Origin of the sequence: Calothrix sp. NIES-2100 (genome assembly GCF_963875285.1) — a bacterium.
Taxonomy (GTDB): domain Bacteria; phylum Cyanobacteriota; class Cyanobacteriia; order Cyanobacteriales; family Nostocaceae; genus Aulosira.
This window is the reverse complement of record NZ_CAWNLA010000001.1, coordinates 1,219,505-1,237,600: the sequence shown is the minus strand read 5'-3', so window position 1 is coordinate 1,237,600 and position 18,096 is coordinate 1,219,505. Positions and strand designations below refer to the sequence as shown.

16 protein-coding genes are annotated in these 18,096 nt (G+C 40.4%); 8 read left to right on the top strand and 8 right to left on the bottom strand.

The window, feature by feature from the left end; translation table 11 throughout:
- From AACU32_RS05065 to thyX, 3 genes are read right to left on the bottom strand one after another with little or no spacing between them, the layout of a single operon-like run.
- Entirely contained in the window at positions 1-360 is a 360-nt protein-coding gene (locus AACU32_RS05065) for a DUF5615 family PIN-like protein (RefSeq protein ID WP_096598428.1), read from the bottom strand.
- Positions 344-595 carry a DUF433 domain-containing protein gene (locus tag AACU32_RS05060; RefSeq protein WP_096598426.1) on the bottom strand — a complete coding sequence of 84 codons (252 nt, stop codon included), beginning with the start codon at positions 593-595 and terminating at the stop codon, positions 344-346. The genes AACU32_RS05065 and AACU32_RS05060 overlap by 17 nt, the downstream gene beginning before the upstream one ends.
- A 60-nt stretch (positions 596-655) precedes the next feature.
- Positions 656-1,378, bottom strand: a complete 723-nt coding sequence (thyX, locus tag AACU32_RS05055) for an FAD-dependent thymidylate synthase (RefSeq protein WP_096598424.1) — start codon at positions 1,376-1,378, stop codon at positions 656-658.
- Positions 1,379-1,575: 197 nt separating this feature from the next.
- Between thyX and AACU32_RS05050 the strand changes: the two genes are divergently transcribed.
- The gene (locus AACU32_RS05050) at positions 1,576-1,791 is read left to right on the top strand and encodes a chlorophyll a/b-binding protein (protein WP_096598422.1); all 216 of its coding nucleotides are present in this window, start codon (positions 1,576-1,578) and stop codon (positions 1,789-1,791) included.
- 575 nt (positions 1,792-2,366) lie between these two features.
- Complete coding sequence (locus AACU32_RS05045) at positions 2,367-3,884, top strand: DUF4114 domain-containing protein (RefSeq protein ID WP_096598420.1); 1,518 nt, start codon at positions 2,367-2,369, stop codon at positions 3,882-3,884.
- Between the two features lie 70 nt (positions 3,885-3,954).
- On the opposite strand, the gene AACU32_RS05040 is transcribed toward AACU32_RS05045, so the two are convergent.
- Positions 3,955-4,467, bottom strand: coding sequence for a hypothetical protein (locus AACU32_RS05040; RefSeq protein WP_096598418.1), 513 nt, complete (start codon positions 4,465-4,467; stop codon positions 3,955-3,957).
- A 506-nt stretch (positions 4,468-4,973) separates the two neighbouring features.
- On the opposite strand from AACU32_RS05040, the gene aroA reads away from it, so the two are divergent.
- The 4 genes from aroA to AACU32_RS05020 all read left to right on the top strand — a co-directional run bounded on the left by aroA (position 4,974) and on the right by AACU32_RS05020 (position 11,247).
- Entirely contained in the window at positions 4,974-6,323 is a 1,350-nt protein-coding gene (gene aroA, locus AACU32_RS05035; RefSeq protein ID WP_096598416.1) for a 3-phosphoshikimate 1-carboxyvinyltransferase, read from the top strand.
- A gap of 399 nt (positions 6,324-6,722) precedes the next feature.
- Positions 6,723-7,073 (top strand): BON domain-containing protein, encoded by a 351-nt coding sequence (locus tag AACU32_RS05030; RefSeq protein ID WP_096598414.1) that lies wholly within the window; start codon positions 6,723-6,725, stop codon positions 7,071-7,073.
- A gap of 86 nt (positions 7,074-7,159) precedes the next feature.
- Entirely contained in the window at positions 7,160-7,552 is a 393-nt protein-coding gene (locus tag AACU32_RS05025; RefSeq protein ID WP_096598412.1) for a sunset domain-containing protein, read from the top strand.
- 572 nt (positions 7,553-8,124) lie between these two features.
- Positions 8,125-11,247 (top strand): CHAT domain-containing protein, encoded by a 3,123-nt coding sequence (locus tag AACU32_RS05020; protein WP_096598410.1) that lies wholly within the window; start codon positions 8,125-8,127, stop codon positions 11,245-11,247.
- 75 nt (positions 11,248-11,322) lie between these two features.
- Here the strand turns inward: AACU32_RS05020 and AACU32_RS05015 are convergent, their stop codons facing one another.
- From AACU32_RS05015 to AACU32_RS05000, 4 genes are all read right to left on the bottom strand, one after another.
- Positions 11,323-11,922 (bottom strand): TetR/AcrR family transcriptional regulator, encoded by a 600-nt coding sequence (locus AACU32_RS05015; RefSeq protein WP_096598408.1) that lies wholly within the window; start codon positions 11,920-11,922, stop codon positions 11,323-11,325.
- Positions 11,923-11,930: 8 nt separating this feature from the next.
- Positions 11,931-12,686 (bottom strand): alpha/beta fold hydrolase, encoded by a 756-nt coding sequence (locus AACU32_RS05010; RefSeq protein ID WP_096607863.1) that lies wholly within the window; start codon positions 12,684-12,686, stop codon positions 11,931-11,933.
- Positions 12,687-13,240: 554 nt separating this feature from the next.
- A complete protein-coding gene (locus tag AACU32_RS05005) occupies positions 13,241-13,912 on the bottom strand; it encodes an HAD-IA family hydrolase (protein ID WP_096598406.1) in 672 nt (223 codons plus the stop codon).
- 83 nt (positions 13,913-13,995) lie between these two features.
- Positions 13,996-15,189: an NAD(P)/FAD-dependent oxidoreductase gene (locus AACU32_RS05000; protein WP_096598404.1), complete on the bottom strand. Its 1,194-nt coding sequence runs from the start codon at positions 15,187-15,189 to the stop codon at positions 13,996-13,998.
- Between the two features lie 301 nt (positions 15,190-15,490).
- On the opposite strand from AACU32_RS05000, the gene AACU32_RS04995 reads away from it, so the two are divergent.
- Positions 15,491-17,194, top strand: coding sequence for a GAF domain-containing sensor histidine kinase (locus AACU32_RS04995; RefSeq protein ID WP_096598402.1), 1,704 nt, complete (start codon positions 15,491-15,493; stop codon positions 17,192-17,194).
- A gap of 465 nt (positions 17,195-17,659) precedes the next feature.
- The gene (locus tag AACU32_RS04990; protein WP_096598400.1) at positions 17,660-18,052 is read left to right on the top strand and encodes a response regulator; all 393 of its coding nucleotides are present in this window, start codon (positions 17,660-17,662) and stop codon (positions 18,050-18,052) included.
- Positions 18,053-18,096 lie beyond the last annotated feature (44 nt).

Genomic DNA, 18,096 nt, shown 5'->3' with positions numbered 1-18,096 from the left:
CTACATATTGAATGGTGTTACTTCACCTGCATCGTTGATTAAGGTGACAGAACAAGATGCCAAAGATGACACCATTCCACTAATTTTAATTATCAATGGCAGCAAATAATCTGGGCGTGTACTGGTTGTACTCAAAACCACAACTCGCAGTTGAATATCCCGAAAATTTTGCTGATATGGCAAATTCTTATCTGAGGTAACAAACACATCAAAAGGATGATTATCTGCTAAAGCCAAAAGTTCTCTATCTTTGACACCACGCCAGCCCATGTCTTCCACATTCTGCACTGAATGTCCTGCATCAACAAACGGCTTCTTCAACTTTTTGCTCAGGAGATTTTCGTCAAGCAGAATTAGCACAAGTAATTTGCTCCTGATTCAGCATTGCTTTTGCAATTATCTCCAATACTTGTAAAACCTGAGTTTGCAAATGTGGAAAATCTGCCAAAAATTCGGCTAACCCTTCTTCACCTTCCAAATAGTCGAAAAAAGTCTGCAATGGCACTCTTGTTCCCACAAACACAGGACTTCCACTCATGATATCTGGATCGGAGCAAATAATTCGGCGATCGCTTAGAACTTTTTGAATATCCATATAGTCTAAACCCTGATTTCGGCTCTAGAGTTCGTTTATCATCATACAATTACCTGATTTTCAAGGTGATAGCCTTGCTCTTCCCAAACGAGACTTTTCATACCATTGTGCGATCGCCGGCACCCAATCGGCAAAATGGGGCCACATCATTTCACATAACTTTTGAATTTCCAGTTGAGCGTCTTTCTTGTTTCTTAGGTCACAAAAATGCAAGAAAGACCTTAAATTGAAACTCACTACAAAATGCTGGCGATAATCAAAAGGCATTTTACCTCTTGCATGTTCCTCAGACATACCACCTTCAAAGTCTGCTTTGTATCGCTTGGCTGCTTCTAGACACCAATTTAAATCTGCTGCTCTTTGCTCTGGTGAATAATAGTACTTTTTACCTTGTCTATCAGTGTAATAACCAACAGGACGCAGGTAGAAAACATCTTCAATATCTTTCTTTCCGTCTACTACATCAATGAACTGGTTACCCGTATACCTCAGAGATTGTACATCAAATGATACAGCTACCCTGTGTGTACGCGCCTGTTGCATGACACTGTGGGGAAAGTAGCCGCAGTTAAAAATTATCTGGGGATGCTCTAAAGGCCCATAATGTCCCCTTTCACCGGCTAAAAGTCGTTTGACAATAATTTCGCCGCTTTGTGACTCAGAAGGCCATGAGTCCCTTTCGTCATACACGAACCCCTCAGTGTAGTCCTGATGCATGGCGGCATAAATCACCTGCTGAGGATTGGGTGTTTTGCTAATAACCTCTACGCGGAATCGATGCATGAGCTGATATAGAACTTGATTGGTGTCCGGGAGTGCCTACTAATAAGTTGTGCAGCCTGTTCGTTAGACATTCCCATGAGAACGATCCACTATCATATCTCTGCCTTGGACTTCATCTTCAACTTACTCATTTAGTTTACAAAAATTAATATTTACGTTACACTTTGTTACATAGTGATTCAAAGCGGGAAAATCTCATGCGTACAAATGCTTCCATCGTTGACGACCAAGGTTTAATGAACAACTTTGCGATCGAGCCAAAGGTGTATGTAGATGAACAAGGCGATCGCACTGGCTTTACAACTTATGCAGAACTGCTCAATGGCCGTTTAGCAATGATTGGTTTTGTTTCTCTGATTGCATTAGAAGTTTTTACAGGACATGGTATTTTCGGTCTTTTGGCAAATCTGTAAATAGTAATTTTAATTTTTATATAGCAATTCTCAATAATTCCTGAAAAATAAGATACCCGACTTCTTGAAGAAGTCGGGTATCTTAGCATATCGATTTTCACCAGTAATTTCAAAAATCAAATACTAGCTCAACACCTAATATTAATATTTGGTTTTTTTAAATAAACACAACTTTCCGCATACAGCAGATAGCAATTTAATTATTTCCAGTTGGGCAACTTAATTTATCCAGTAAGCGTTGTATTTTTATCCAGGAAACGTTGTGTATTTTTGGACAAATTTTTCTCTGTTTATCTATCTATGTGAATACCGAGATTATTCTCAATAATCATCATAAAATTAGAAATATTTGCGTAAATATCCTAAACATTATTCAGCATTTTTTTTGCTAAATTGAAATATCAATTCTTAGTTGCCAGCAGATTTATCAACTAAATCTGGCTGTATTCATGTTTGACTAAAATTTTTGTTGCCAGATTACACAATACTGTGAATCGATAACTGAAATTTTAGTTGAATTTTGCATGATTCAAATTTGAAATGTTTTTGAGAGTAAGGCTCAACATTTTTAAACGATGTCTTTTTTAGATCCTGGTTTATTTGCTGTCGGACTTGATGGACAAGTCAGTATTGAGTTTTTAGGTGATGGTGGCAGTTATCATGGAGAACTCGGCCTCTTCAGTTTGAAGGGGATGGAAAATTTACAACTTGGTTCGGTTGAATTTATTCAAGAATCTGCTCGTCGGATTCTGAGCAATTCTGATGCTGGTTATCTCGCTATTTCCGATCCAACTGAGGGAGCTAAATTTAGCGGTAACTTAGGGGAAGGTGAGAAAAATGATGGTGGCTTCTTAGGCGAAAAAAGCTTTGCTTTAACTCCTGGAGAGCAGTTTGCTTTCCTGCTATTACCTGATGGAAAAATCCGAGAACTTGTCGATTCTCCTAATCAGCAAAAAAGTGCAATCTTTTCCCTATCTACTGCTAATTCCGACAAATCTGTTCATTTTTCCCAACTAGGACAGGGAACTGCAAAAGGTGCAACTTTTGGCGTAGAAGATGTACTCGCCGATCAAGGTTCCGACTGGGATTACAACGATATCATCTTTCAAATCAAGGGAGCTACGGGGAAAACATCTCCGATAGACGCATTGATTAACTCAAAAAAAGAGTGGCGGAATACAGAATTAGGAAAACAATTAATCGATTACGCGCAACAAGTTAGCCAATTTATCTCTTTGGCTGCTCCTTTTAATACTGCTTACACTGTAACTAGTCTTGGGGAAGTACCAGGACTACCAACTCCTTATGTGGGATTGGCTTTCAAAGCAGATGATCCAAATACCTTGTTTATTGGTTCTACACCCCAAGGAGAAAACAGCCAAATATTTGCGATCGCACTCAAAAGAGATGCCAATAATCACATTATCGGATTCACTGGCACAGCCACCTTGCTGGCTGACGCACCTGGGTTAAATGGCGGATTGATTGATGCAGGCTTGGACTTTGGCCCTGAAAATGTCTTGTTTTATACAACATGGAATGATAACACCGTCGGGCAAATCAAACCTGGTAGTTCTAGCCCTGATAAGCAAATCGATTTAACTTCCCTTGGTTTTGCGGCTTCATCTGGTGGGTTGACTTTTGTACCTCAAGGCTTTCCTGGTGCTGGGCGGTTAAAAATTACTTCCTACGACACTAGTAATTTTTACGACACAACGGTGACTGCTGATGGCACAGGTACTTGGAATATAGCACCTGCAAGTAAATCAGTTGCACTCAGTGGCGGTACTGATGCCTTTGTTTACGTATCTGCTTTCATGCCAGAATTTAAGAGCGATCGCTCCGCCAACGCCAAAGGCGATCGCATCTTAATGACAGAGCAAGATGCTGATAAAGTCGCCATCTACAGCATTGATGAGAATGGCGATCCGATTAGCACAACTCGCCAAGACTTTTTAACTGGAATTGACGGCCCCATAGGCGCAGCAATTGACCCTTTGACAGGCGACTTTTTCTTCTCTACCTATTCTTTTGGAGACTTTAATCCACATGGGTTTAACCAAGTCGTGGTAGTGAAGAACAATCTGGGGTGAAATAAAATCTAAGTAAAAATCCACCCTCACTATAATTTTTGATTGAGTGAGGGTGATGGTAAATTTGGGATTAGTGTTTGATTTCCAAATTGAGGATGTAGCATCCCAATTGGACTTTTTCAGCCCACAATTCGTATTCTATCCGCAAATGCTCTGGTAAAGATTGTCCAGTAAGAACCATAGCAGTTGTGAAATTCCGCAGACGGATAGGATCGCTAGGTTGTAATGACTCAGTTGGTAACCAGTAACGACTAACACCATAAACACCCTGTTCCCAGAAGTGACGATAACTCACTTGAGCGTTACCTTGCATGGTCATGATTACCCGGTATGGGGAAATCTCCAGCCACAAAATCCTAGGACTGCTGGGTGCATAAGCATTACTCCTTTTTTGGGGAGGCTTGTCCTCTGGATTTTGGGAATTTACTATTTCGCAGCTAATTAAAGGCGGTGCAGTCAACAGTAAATGAAAGCGGTCAGTATCTTTTTGATACAATGTTCCGGCAGTTTCCACCACAGACCAGACTGGTAGGTCGGTGGAAATAAGTGATAAGCACACAGGCTTGCGGTGATGGGTCAGCATGGGAGCGATAAGGGCTAAAAGCTATTGAACAAAAACAAATCAACACCAGGGTCTCTAATAGGCCAGGATCGGAAACTAACAGTAAAACATGCTTAGATATTAACTGAATCTGCTTATTTGGTAAGCCAGATAAATAAATATGAAAATAGTTAGTGTACGAATTTAAAAAGCAAAAACAGCGATTTTTATCCGGAAAGCTAATTTCAAAGTAAATTTATTGAATATATTGTAAATAATCTTTAGATTCCCGAATTAATATAACTGGAGTATTTACTGAAACACAAGAGCAACAATTTTTGTAGCTTGTATCAAAGTCAATAGTCCAGAGTCCAGAGTCTAATGACTAATGACCATTGACCATTGACCATTGACCATTGACCACTTTTGGTAGATTTAATTAAGTTTCATCGAGCAAAAGGCGATAGGATACTAGGGAGGAAGTCAACAACTGCGGTACACGCAGTAGCTTATATACTTCCGGTGTATTCAAAAGCCAGTGTATACTAATGTCGGCTGCTGTTATAACCCAAGAAACGCAAACAGATCTTTCACAGAAGTTAATTATCCAGCGACCTCCCTTTGGGCTATCCCTGCAAGGTCGTATCCGGGTTCCAGGTGATAAGTCTATATCTCATCGTGCTTTGATGTTGGGTGCTATAGCCCAAGGTGAAACGGAAATACAAGGTCTTCTTTTAGGAGAAGACCCACGCAGCACTGCTTTGTGTTTTCAAGCAATGGGCGCGGAAATTTCGGAACTAAATACGGATTTAGTCCGAGTTAAAGGTATTGGGCTGGGGAATTTACAAGAACCAGTTGACGTATTGAATGCTGGAAATTCTGGCACTACACTGCGTCTGATGTTGGGACTTTTGGCATCCCATCCAGGGCGCTTTTTTAGCGTAACAGGCGATGGTTCTTTGCGATCGCGTCCCATGTCCCGCGTAGTTAAACCTTTGCAAGAAATGGGCGCACAAATTTGGGGACGTAAAGGAAATTCTCTCGCACCCCTAGCTATTGCTGGACAAGCTCTCAAACCAATTCACTATCATTCCCCCATCGCTTCGGCGCAAGTTAAATCTTGTATTCTACTTGCTGGTTTGACTACTGAGGGAAAAACTACTGTGACTGAACCAGCCCTTTCCCGCGATCATAGTGAAAGAATGTTACGGGCGTTTGGGGCAGAACTAAGTGTAGACACTGAAACTAACAGCGTCACAATTACCGGGCCAGCCCAACTCTATGGACAAAAAGTAATAGTCCCTGGTGATATTAGTTCAGCAGCCTTTTGGTTAGTAGCTGGCGCAATTGTCCCAGGTTCAGAATTAGTAGTAGAAAATGTCGGCGTTAATCCCACCCGCACCGGGATTTTAGAAGCTTTAGCATTGATGGGAGCAGATATTCAACTGGAAAATCAGCGAGAAGTAGCCGGTGAACCAGTAGCTGATATCAGAGTGCGTTCCAGTAGTTTAACAAGTTGCACGCTCGCAGGTGATATTATACCGAGAATGATTGATGAAATTCCGATTTTGGCAGTAGCAGCTGTATTTGCCGAAGGAACAACAATTATCCGCGATGCAGCTGAGTTAAGAGTCAAAGAAAGCGATCGCATTACTGTCATGGCCCAGCAACTCAATAAAATGGGCGCAAAAGTCAGCGAACTACCCGATGGAATGGAAATTACAGGCGGTACTCCATTAGTGGGTACTGATGTAGATAGCCATACAGATCATCGCATTGCCATGAGTTTAGCGATCGCCGCTTTAGTCGCCACTGGGATCACGACAATTCACCGTGCGGAAGCAGCAGCGATTTCCTACCCCGGATTCTTTAATACCCTGAGTGCGATCGTTCACTAATATCGCACAACTAAGGCTGCGTCTCATATATTTTTGGTCAATGGTCAATGGTCATTAAACTGTTGACTGTTGACTGTTGACCTTAGCAATCAACTCAAATTTGTTGTTTCTCATAAGTTTTATTTAATTATTTTTATTTTGCCATAGATATTTTGTATAAACTGAATATAATAAAATAGAAAATAAACCTTTCCCCCTACAAAACTTTACATAGTTCGGTTTAATTGCACCTACTTACTTAAGTTAAGTATTTCGTAATTACGATATCTGCACGCTAGCGAGTATATATATAATTTTTTCAACATTCATTTGGATGATATTAGGTACAATCAATCTAAATCCAAAACAAGTTAAACTACTTGCGTAAATTCGAGATTTAGCATTGGAGAAAATACAATTATGGGCTGGTTACAAAGACTCTTTGGGATGGAGAAACCAGAAGATGCTCAAGTGAACCCTGAGCCGAGTTTAGTGGCTGAGAACTCTGCTGAAGGTGAAACCACTCCTCTAGAAAGAGTGGGACTGAATGGGGAATACGATCAAAGTGGTTTAGCAAAAAGAGTGGCTCTTGCTTTTGATGTAGATTCTAGTTTCGATGATATTGATACACTCTACGTCGCTCAGACAGGAAGTACAGTAGTTTTAAAAGGATCAGTCCCCTCTCAAGATATTTTGGATCAAATGGTTCAAATTGCTAGCGGAGTTAGTGGTGCTACCGATGTGACTACCGACCAAGTTACAGTTGGATAAAACCAGCCAAGCACTTTTCAAATAACCTCTAAGTGTGATCTCACTCTTTTAAAGACATCACTTAATTTTTTGGCAGTGAATATTCAATGAAAACCAAAATTAAACTACGTAAATTGGGAATCGGACTGACATTATTAAGTGTTTTAATGTTAGCTAGTTGTAGTAAAAAAACTGAAGAATCTGCTACTACCAACCCCGAAAAACCAACTGCGGTATCTCAAGTTAAGCCTACTGCGAATGGTGCAACTTCCACATCTGCAACTACTGCTGTGATTCCCGCAGAAGCACAAAAGTTAGGCGTTAAACCCCAAGGTGAAACTACTTGTCCTAGCAATGCACCTATCAAAGGTAATATTACTAAAAAACGAGGTAATATCTACCACCTTGCTAAGTCGCCTGATTATGCAAAAGTGAAACCAGATATCTGCTTTAAAGATACAGCAACTGCGGAAAAGGCTGGCTTCCGTGCGCCTAAGTAAGCAGATTGAAGCACTTTTGCCATTCGTCTATTGACTAATGGTTCATTGCATTAATTATGAGGGGGTAAATAAATTCGTAGTCAGTTTAGTCCTGAATTCACCAAGCACTAATGTGCTGACTACGAACTCGTCAAAACTTATGCGATGAACCATGAGCAGCATACCCCTACTTTAGATAATTGCCAGCAATGCATCAGCACATGTAGGTTTGACGTTGGCATTTCTAAATTTTGCTTTCAGCATTTGATAAAAGTATAAATAAAAGCTAGTTTAGCCTTTGCCAAAGTAAGTTAAGTGTTGGCATTCATAAGTTTTTTTTTCAAAATTTCAGAAAAATATAAATAAAACTAAGTTTGTCCTTTGCCAAAGTTAAGTGTGACTTTGGTATACATAAGTTTTACTTCAATACTTTGATAAAAGTATAAGCAAAACTTAGTTTTGCTTTCACCAAAGTAAGTTTGGCGATCGCATTTCTAAGTTTTGCATAATTTGCTCATAAAAGTTTTTTGAATTTTTAATTCCCCACAAGGATACTAGAGTTATGTTAAGTAATGAATATAAAAATTTTACTTATGCAACTACGTTTAATTACTGTCACCATCCTGCTGACATTAGCTGCTCCGTCCTTACTATATAATAGTTCAGCCGCAGTTCTCGCCCAAGCACCAACACCTACCGCTGAAGAAAAAATTACAGAAGCAATTACCTTAAACAATAATGGTGAAGGGTTGGTATATAAAGATTTAGTCGGTTTAGATGACTTACAAGCAGGGTTAGAACTGTTTCAGCAGGCGTTGGCTATTTTCAAAAAATACAATGCTAAAGCTGGCGTTGCTAACAGCCTTACCAATATTGGCTACGTTTATTTGCGTCAGGGAGAATACACCAAGGCGTTGGACTTTTTGCAACAGTCTTTAGCTATTCGCAAACAAACAGGCGATCGCCAAAATGAATGGATACCTCTCTCTTATATAGGAGAAATTTACACAAATTTAGGTCAGTATCCTAAGGCATTAGAAGCTTATCAATCAACCTTAAAGATTCTTAAAGAATTGCAAGTTGCTAACCCCAATGATTCGAGTTATGGTACCAGTCAAAAAAGTCTGCTTGCGGATACTGGGGCAGTATACTTTAGAATGGGTCAGTATCAAAAGGCTTTAGAGCTTTATCAGCAAAGTTTAGCAATCTACAAAGCTAACAGCGATCGCGTTGGTAGTGCTGAGACTTTGAATAATATTGGCGTTGTTTACATCAATTTGGGTAACTACACTCAGGCGCTAGAAGCTTATCAACAAGCGTTAACCCCAATTCAAGACTTCTGTTATCAACAAAAATCAACTTGCTTTTATGGTACAGAAGCAGCAATTTTGAATAATCTTGCAGGTGCTTTCTTTAGCTTAGGACAATATCAAAAATCTTTAGAACTTGCCGAAAAATCCGCAAATATTTACAAAAAATTCCGTACTGGTGAGTACAAGGGAACAAATAAAAAAGATATCCAGTTACTCTACGATGCACTAGGACAAAATCCTCAGGCTTTGCAACAAGTTAGCAGTCGCGCTAATGTTGGTGATGCTTTTGGTAAAGATTCTTTTCAGTTTCAAGGCGAAGCACTAAACCTGAATAACATCGGACAAATTTATTTTAGCCAAGGTAACAATGAACAAGCACTCAAGCTATATCAACAGGCTTTAGCTATCTACCAAGAAAATAAATATCCCCAAGGGATTGCTGTAACCCTGAATAATATTGGACGTGTCTACACCAATACAGGGAAGTATAACCCAGCGATAGAGTCAAATCAGCAGGCTTTGGCTAATTATAAAGCAGTAGGCGATGTCTTGCGACAAGCCGCTTCGCGTCTACGCACTGGTGAAGGTGTCACCCTGAGCAATCTGGGACAGATTTACCAACAGCAAAATCAGAATGAAAAAGCTACAAGCTTATATCAGCAAGCCTTAGCCATACATCGGGAAGTGAGCGATAAAGTTAGTGAAGCTGCTACACTAAAGTACTTAGGCGATGTGCTAGCACGACAAAATCAACCACAATTGGCGATCGCCTTCTACAAACAATCAGTAAATATTACCGAAACTATCCGTAAAAATTTGCGAGTTGTCCCTAGCGATATCCAAAAAGCCTATACGGAAACTGTTTCTGAAAGATACCGCCGATTAGCAGATTTATTACTCAAGCAAAACCGTTCAGCGGAAGCGCAACAAGTTTTAGATTTATTGAAAATACAAGAAGTACAAGATTTTATGGGTAATACTCGTGGTAGTAATCAGAAAGTAGCTAATACTCAAAGAGGAATAGCTAATAACGATTCTCAGCCACCACAAAACTTACCCTTAAAACCGCAAGAACAAGAAATCTCGCAGAAATACAGCGCCATTCAAGATAAAGTAATTCTTCTGGGTAAAGAACTTACCAATATCCGGAAAATTAATCCTAAAGAACGCACATCGACTCAAGAAAAGCGGATTGCAGAACTAGTAAAACTTGAGCAGGAAAGTACTGCTGAATTTAACAAATTTCTCAAAAGTCCTGCTGTAGTAGCATTGGTTCAGCAATTATCTGTAACATCTAGTCAAGAAAATCTCAGTTTACGACAACTCAATTCTTTGCGGGATAATTTGCGACAGTTAAATAAAAAAGCAGTATTACTATATCCCTTGGTTTTAGAAGATAGATTAGAATTAGTCATCGTCACAGCAGACGCACCACCCATTCATCGCACAGTACCAGTAAAACAGGAAGAGTTAAATACAACAATTCAGGAGTATCGGCGAACAATACAAGTTCCTCATAAAAATATTCAAGAGCCAGCATTTAAATTGTATAGCTGGCTAATTAAGCCTATAGAAAATGATTTAAAACAAGCCGATGCTAAATCAATTATTTATGCTCCAGATGGGCAATTAAGATACATTCCCTTAGCAGGATTATTTGATGGTAAAGAGTGGCTAGCACAAAGATTTGTGGTGAATAACATTACATCTGCCAGCCTCACCAAATTCGACAACCAAACCGAAAAAAATATTAATGTTTTAGCAGCTGCTTTTACACAAGGCGATTATACAATCAAATTAGCCAATCGAGCAGAAGAGTTTCAGGGATTACAGTTTGCTAAACAAGAAGTAGACAACTTAGCCAAGACAATTCCCGGTACTAAGATACTATTAGATAAACTGTTTAGCCCTTCAGCTACAATCCCCCAAATGAACGATTACAAAATTGTGCATTTGGCAACTCATGGACTGCTAGTAAAAGATAGCCCTGAAGATTCCTTTATTTTGTTTGGGGATGGAGAACGTGTAACGCTGCGAGATATAGAAAATTGGTCTTTACCAAACGTTGATTTAGTAGTGTTGAGTGCTTGTCAAACAGCCTTGGGAGGTAAATTAGGTAATGGTCAAGAAATTCTGGGTTTAGGATACCAGATTCAACTTACAGGAGCCAAGGCATCTATTGCTTCATTGTGGCCTGTATCTGATGGCGGAACACAGGCTTTAATGAATGTATTTTATCAAGGATTGCGCTCAGGGAATTTAACCAAAGCCGAAGCCTTACAAAAAGCCCAAATAGCCTTAATTACAGGTAATTATTCAGGCTCTGCTAAAACATCACATGAAAATGAATTTAGTCATCCCTTCTATTGGGCACCTTTTATTTTGATTGGTAATGGTCTTTAAAGGGAAAAACCTTTCCCCTTTAACCTTTACCCTTTATCCCTAAAAACCATTACATATTATATTGCCATTGAGGGGTCAGACCCGCAATTCGCCACCACAAAACTCTTCGATTACCTGGGCTTTGACCTCATCTAGCGGAAAACTATCGGGATAAGTCGAAAACATCAGCATAATGCCCTGTAAGGTTGAGGAAAAGTAAATGGATCTCTTCCTAGGATTTGCCACCCCCAGCTTTGTGAACATCTCAGTTTGAATTTCAAACTGCTTTGCTTGTTCATCCATCAACTTCTGACTGTATTTAGCGACAACCGGATCGAGTCTGGGTTGGGTAAAAAGGTTGAGGTAGAAACGGAAGACTTCAGGTTGTCGGCGGACATCTTCTAAAGCACCTTCGGCGATGTGCCGGATTTGCTCAGTAGGGGTTTGTTTTGCCGCCGCCGCCTCCATCACAACCAACAGATCGTTGAGTCGGACATCAACCATAGCTGCAATTAGATCCTCTTTACCTTTAAAGTAATGATAAAGAAGTCCTTTTGATATCTTCGCTTTCTTAGCAACATCATCAATGGATGTGGCGTGATAGCCTTTGTCTAAGAACAAATCCATTGCTGCTTTGAGGATTTGTTCTCTAGTGGCGCGACGGATGCGTTCGTTTTCGGCTGGGGTACGGGGCATTTTTGTCTTCAGTCGTTGAGAAAGTTGCCGATCAGACTGTACAGCTCATTCGGGTGAGTCAACGTCGGCATGTGATCCGCACCATCAATCTGGACAAAGCGGATATCAGGAACCTGCTGGAATAACTCTGCGATCGCGAAGAGGTCTTTGCTGTCCTTTGTACCAATGATAAATAAAGTCTTGACTGCAAGCTCATGCAATCTGGCGATCGCAGGTGGTTGCGGCCATATTTGCTCGGAACTCTTCCAATCAAAGTATCGCTGTGTATTATGCTTTGTCATCTCATACATCAGCTCGCTCTGTTGACTATTCATAACGGTGCTGTATATGCAGCCGTCTAACATTAGCTGGACCATTTTCTCCACATCGGGCGCAGCAGCCATGATTTGCGCAAACCGCTGTTGCATTTCTTGGGAAAATTCATAGCCTGAGAGTCCAGGCGCTACTAGCACCAGTTTAGATACTCTCTCGGGATAGGTTAGGGCGAAATCGGTCGCAATTTGTCCGCCGATTGAATGTCCCACAAGAGTCACTTTATCAATACCTATGTGGTCGAGAAGTCTAGTTAAATCTTCCACATAATTAGCCGCTTCTATAGGTGGTGGAGACTCTCCAGCACCGCGCCCATCGAAGGTGATTACCTGATATTTCTGGGCTAACTGTGGGGCGATAAATTGCCAGTCACGTAAATCTGCGCCGCCGCTATGAATTAAGGCGATCGCTTCTCCTGTACCTTGTATTTCATAATGCAAATCTGTTGACATATCCATCCTCCTTTCCACCGCCAGTCCTAGGCGGTAACGATAGATGATGTGGTTAACGATGTGCTGCTTTTTGCGCTACCACTATTGTCAATATAATTTATGACTGACTAGTTAGTCAATAAAAAAATGAACTTTTCCTGATTCATCAATGACCCTCTTAAGGGGTATGCACAAAATAGCAAAAATGTTTGCAATTTAAATTAAATTTTACAATAATTCAATCGAGGCGATCGCACAACTTTTATCCTCACTGAGGTTATGCTCAAGTTTACGAGCGATGAGATTTTGCTGATTGTGGATGGGTAGAGTTTTTACTAATGCTATTTTTTGTCAAACAATTATGCCTGATGGCAGTATCAGAGACCTTGGGGAAAATTGATTGATGAGTTTATGGGTAGAAATCTCTTAAGTGAGTTTTTCGGTTTCAATAATTTCTAACTAACTCACAGCGAAATCTGTAAAATGCCTTAGATAGCGATCGCATTCTGTTACCCTTGACCAATGACCAATGACCAATGACCAATGACTATTGACCATTGAGCATTGACCATTGACTATTGACTAGTAAGCACTGCTGACTTTTGCTCGCGGTTGATCAAAATACCTCTTAACCCTGCGGCTTTAGCACCCTGATAGTCTTCTTCCACACTATCGCCAATGTGCCATGCGGCTTCAGGAGAGCATTTATGTTTTTCTAAAGCGATCGCAAAAATTTGCGGATCTGGTTTAGCAGCACGCGCTTGGGTAGAAATGGTGATGGAGGTGAAAAAGTCTCGCAATCCCAAACTTTGCAACACCGAGTAAATGCGGGAATCAAAATTAGACAATACGCCTAACTCAATTCCCATCCGTCGCCAATTTACCAAAGCTGGTAGAACATCGGGATAGACAAACCAAGGTTCAGCAGTCCCAAAGTGAATGTAGAGTTCGCTAAAAAAAGCCGAAAAATCAGAAAATTGCTTGAGAACGCCGGCGCTGTCAAAGGTATTGAGCGCAATTATCCGCCACCAATCAAATTCCCGCTGGAGTATATCTTGTGAGTCTGCATCGGGAAATATCGGCGGTGGTGCGGCTTTAAAGCTTTCGATAAATGCTCGATTCAATGTATCAGCGCTCACCTCTACATCAAATTCCTGCGCTATCTGACGATAAACTTCACCCACACTACCTTTAACCCCGATGAGTGTGCCTACAGCATCTAAAAAAATAACTTTCGGTCGTTCCATCAAAATGTTATGCTTTTGAGTCCTGGATTTGAGATTTTACCTGATTAGAGCTTGAGTGCATAGTTATATTTACGCACTATTTGCTACCGAGAAAGCGTTTCTATAATAGGACGGACTAGCCAATTAAAACCAACGCGCAGTTGATGATCTAAAGTTGGCAATCGATACAGATAAGCTAGACGACGGGCTAGATATGCAAATGAACCATCTAACTTAATTCCTAAGCCAGTGAGAGTAGCATTATCTATACCCAATGACAACATTTCGCCTAACTTTTGATATTGGAAGGGTAGTAAGGGGCGATTGGTGAGCGAAGCCCAGATATTCCAAGCTGTATAATCTGCTTGTTGAAAAGCAGCTTGCGCAGTAGCGGGGATTTGCTGACCTTGAGCATCCACACAGTCGGCTAAATCGCCCAAGGCAAAGATTTCTGGATGATCTAGAACTTGCAGAGTTTGTGTAGTCGTGATTTGACCGCGCTGATTATGTTTGAGAGAGAGGGATTTAACTACCAAACTCACCCTTGTGCCTACAGTCCAAATCACCAAATCTACAGGAATTGTATCTACTTGATTTTTATACTCTAAGGAAATTGTATCTTTGCCAATAGATTCTATATTGGTTTCTAAATCAATAAATACGCCCCGTGACTCTAAAGCTTTTTTTGCGGCTTCACGGTTAAATTCGGGCGAAGTTCGTAAAATTTGGTCAGTAACTTCTATCAGGCGGAAGCGTCCTCTTTCCCCTAATCTATCTGCTAACTTACAAGCTAACTCTACACCGCTGTAACCTGCCCCAACAATTGCCACCCGAATTTTATCAGCATCGGATTCTTCTAAAGCTCGCAACCGTTCTTCTAAACGATAAGCATCAGCAATTGTGCGGAATGGATAGGCGTAGTCAGTCGCACCGGAAACCAAATCTAATGGTGTTTCTCCACCTAACGCTAGTACTAATCGGTCATAGGGCAATTCCGTCCCATTTTGTAAGTCAACCCGTTGCTGGTCGATATCAATTCCCGCAACGACAGCTTGACAAAAACGTACACCTGTGTTTTGCAAAAGTTCGGCGAAAGGAGGGGCAATTTCCCAACTTTGCAATTCGCCCGTGAGTAATTCGTAGAGTAGGGGAGAAAATAGGAAGCGATCGCTTTGATCTACCAGCACAATTTCGGGTTTTTGCGTAGATTCCCAAGGTAACTGGCTCAAGCGCAAGGCAGTATAGAGACCACCAAAGCCTCCACCAAGGATCACAATTCTGTGAGTTTGTTGAGTCATTTTTCTGAGGGACAGTCAATCCTAGTTAGGCAACTAACCTCAGTGTAATGATTTATTTCCATCGATTGCCATGATTGAAAAATCTAACTTGAGAATGGGGCATTGGCCAAACAGGGCATTTGCAGGAAAGTGTGTTACCAAATGTACCTGAATTGGGAACAATAAAGCTAAGCCGATCCAGGCTGCTCAATTTGCTAATATTCCCTAAACCCCTGATTGTTGGGTTTACCAGACTATTAGTCTGCCTCCAGCTAAGTAGTTTGAAAAGCATAATTTTAGGAACTGGTAGTGCCAAATTTAGATGACTCCAATCAATTTCCGCAAGCTAGTCAGCCAAAAAGAATTCCTGGCCATCCTCACTCAACTCGAAAAGGAGATGGGTACTACTATCTGCATTGAAGATATAGATGGCAAACCATTAATCGGCATTAATAATGATGTCAGCCCATATAAATACCCAGTGCAGTTGTCAGAAGAAGTTATTGGTTGGGTAATTGGTGACCAAAAAACTGCTAGCATTGCTGCTCTAGTTTCCTATTTAGCACAACAGCAATATGAGAAGAAAGCAGTTACTAAGGAATTGTTAGACAAGTATGAAGAAATTGATTTATTTCAAGACCTCTCCACACAAGTTACAGCCAGTTTAGATGTCAAAGAAATTGCGCAATTGGTAATTGAGGAAGCCAGAAACCTGATTCGGTCTACCAGTGGTGCAATTTTGTGGCTAGATGACAACACAGGTGGGCTGAAAATTCTTTGGGGATATGGCCCGGTTGACACCTGGGGGGAACCTTTGAAATTGGGTCAAGGAATCGTCGGTACGATTCTCCAATCAGGTGAAGGTGAGATAGTTAACAATGTCTCTAGCAATCCTAGGTTTATTAATTGTGCAGCTAGGGTGAGTTCTTTGATTTGCGTACCCCTAACGTCTAAAAAACAACTGATGGGGGCAATTGTCATGGGCAATGAAACGCCGATCGCATACTCTACTAAAGACTGGAAACTGCTGAGTATTTTGGCGTTGCAAGCAGCAGGCGCGATCGACAAAGCTCTACTTTACAACCAAAGCTGTGCTGCGGCACAACTCGCCCAAGAACAGGCGCAGCAACTCCAGCGCACCCTTTTTGAACTCCAGCAGACACAAACTAAGCTGATTCAAAGCGAAAAAATGTCTTCACTAGGTAATCTGGTGGCAGAAGTTGCTCACGACATCAACAATCCAATTAACTACGTTAGCGGTAACCTCAGCCATATTCAACAATATACCCAAGAACTTCTCAATTTGTTGCAACTTTATCAACAGCAATATTCCCCGCCTGTTTCAGAAATTCAAGCTGTACTTGAGAATCTAGATGTGGAGTTTCTGATCGAAGACCTCAACAAAATCCTATCTTCGATGATTTTAGGCGTTGGGCGGATGCGCCAACTTGCTTTATCTTTACGCAACTTTTCCCGCTTGGATCAGGTGGAGATGAAGCCAGTGGACATTCACGAAGGAATCGATAGCACATTACTGATTCTGCAAAGCCGACTTAAGCCCAAACAAAAGAACTTAGGCATCCAGATCGTCAAAGAGTATGGCAACATTCCCTTGGTAGAAGGCTATGCAAATCAGCTAAATCAAGTATTTATGAACTTGATTGCTAATGCGATCGATGCTTTAGAAGAGTCGATGATCAGTTGTCAATGGCCAATTGTCGCCGGAAAAACTACTAATAATTTCCAACTTCGTATTTCTACTGAGCTAGTTAACTCCAATTGGCTGAAAATTAAAATAACGGACAATGGCCCAGGTATTCCAGAAAGTCTGCAAGAGCGATTATTTGAGCCATTTTTTACTACCAAGCCTAGTGGTAAGGGTACTGGATTAGGTCTATCAATTAGTCACCAGATTATCGAGAAGCATGGCGGATTCCTGCGTTGTTTATCTCAGCCAGGAGAAGGAACCACTTTTTGTATTGAAATCCCAGTTACGCAAAATACCTTGAGAATTGGTAATTCCTAATTAAGTAAGGAGGTGCAAAAAAACTGCTATTTGGTAACGAAAAGTAAATTTACTTAACAATCTTTTTCCTGATGCTATCTACCTTCTGGCTGGTTATAAGGACAATTTTTAACAATGACCTACTTATCTTTTGGCAAAATTTACAAAAATTTCCCATGCTTAGTTTATTTATGCGATCGCTGTCATAGTTCTTACGAGCAATGCGATCGCGAATAAAGTTTCTTCAACCTTAAAAATACTGACAGACATATTCCAGACACAAGGATAAAATATTAGTGCCACATCTGACAGTCAATTTTATCTAAGATAAATCACTAACAAGTAATCACAATTGCTCTTAAGCATATCTTGTTTTGGATCGCTATATCAATTGATTGAAATTAATAGAATAAAAAATCATCATTCTAAAATTTCATTTTCTGTTGTTAGAATAAATTTCCACAACTAGGAGAATCATGAGTTTATATGAAAAATAAATTATTAATTGTTGATGATGAAACTAGTGTGCGTTTACTACTTGAAGAGGCACTTGAGAGTTTAGAAAAAGAAGAAGTAGAAATATTAATGGCTAAAAATGGCGCAGAAGCCTTGGAAATTATTCAAACAGAACAACCAAAGCTTGTGTTTCTGGATATCATCATGCCAAAAATGACAGGCTTGGAAGTTTGTAATATTGTAAAAAATGAACTAGCAATTCCAGATATTTATATCATTATGCTAACTGCTAATGGGCAGGAAATCGATAAACAGCAGGGTAGCAAGGTCGGTGCAGATTTATATATGACCAAGCCATTTCGTGCTAAAACTGTTCTAGAAATTTGTCGAGACGTGCTTGGTTTATCAGTTGCAAAGGACTAATTTACAGCACCTTCCTGTAAATGAACCACAAACAAACCTCTCTC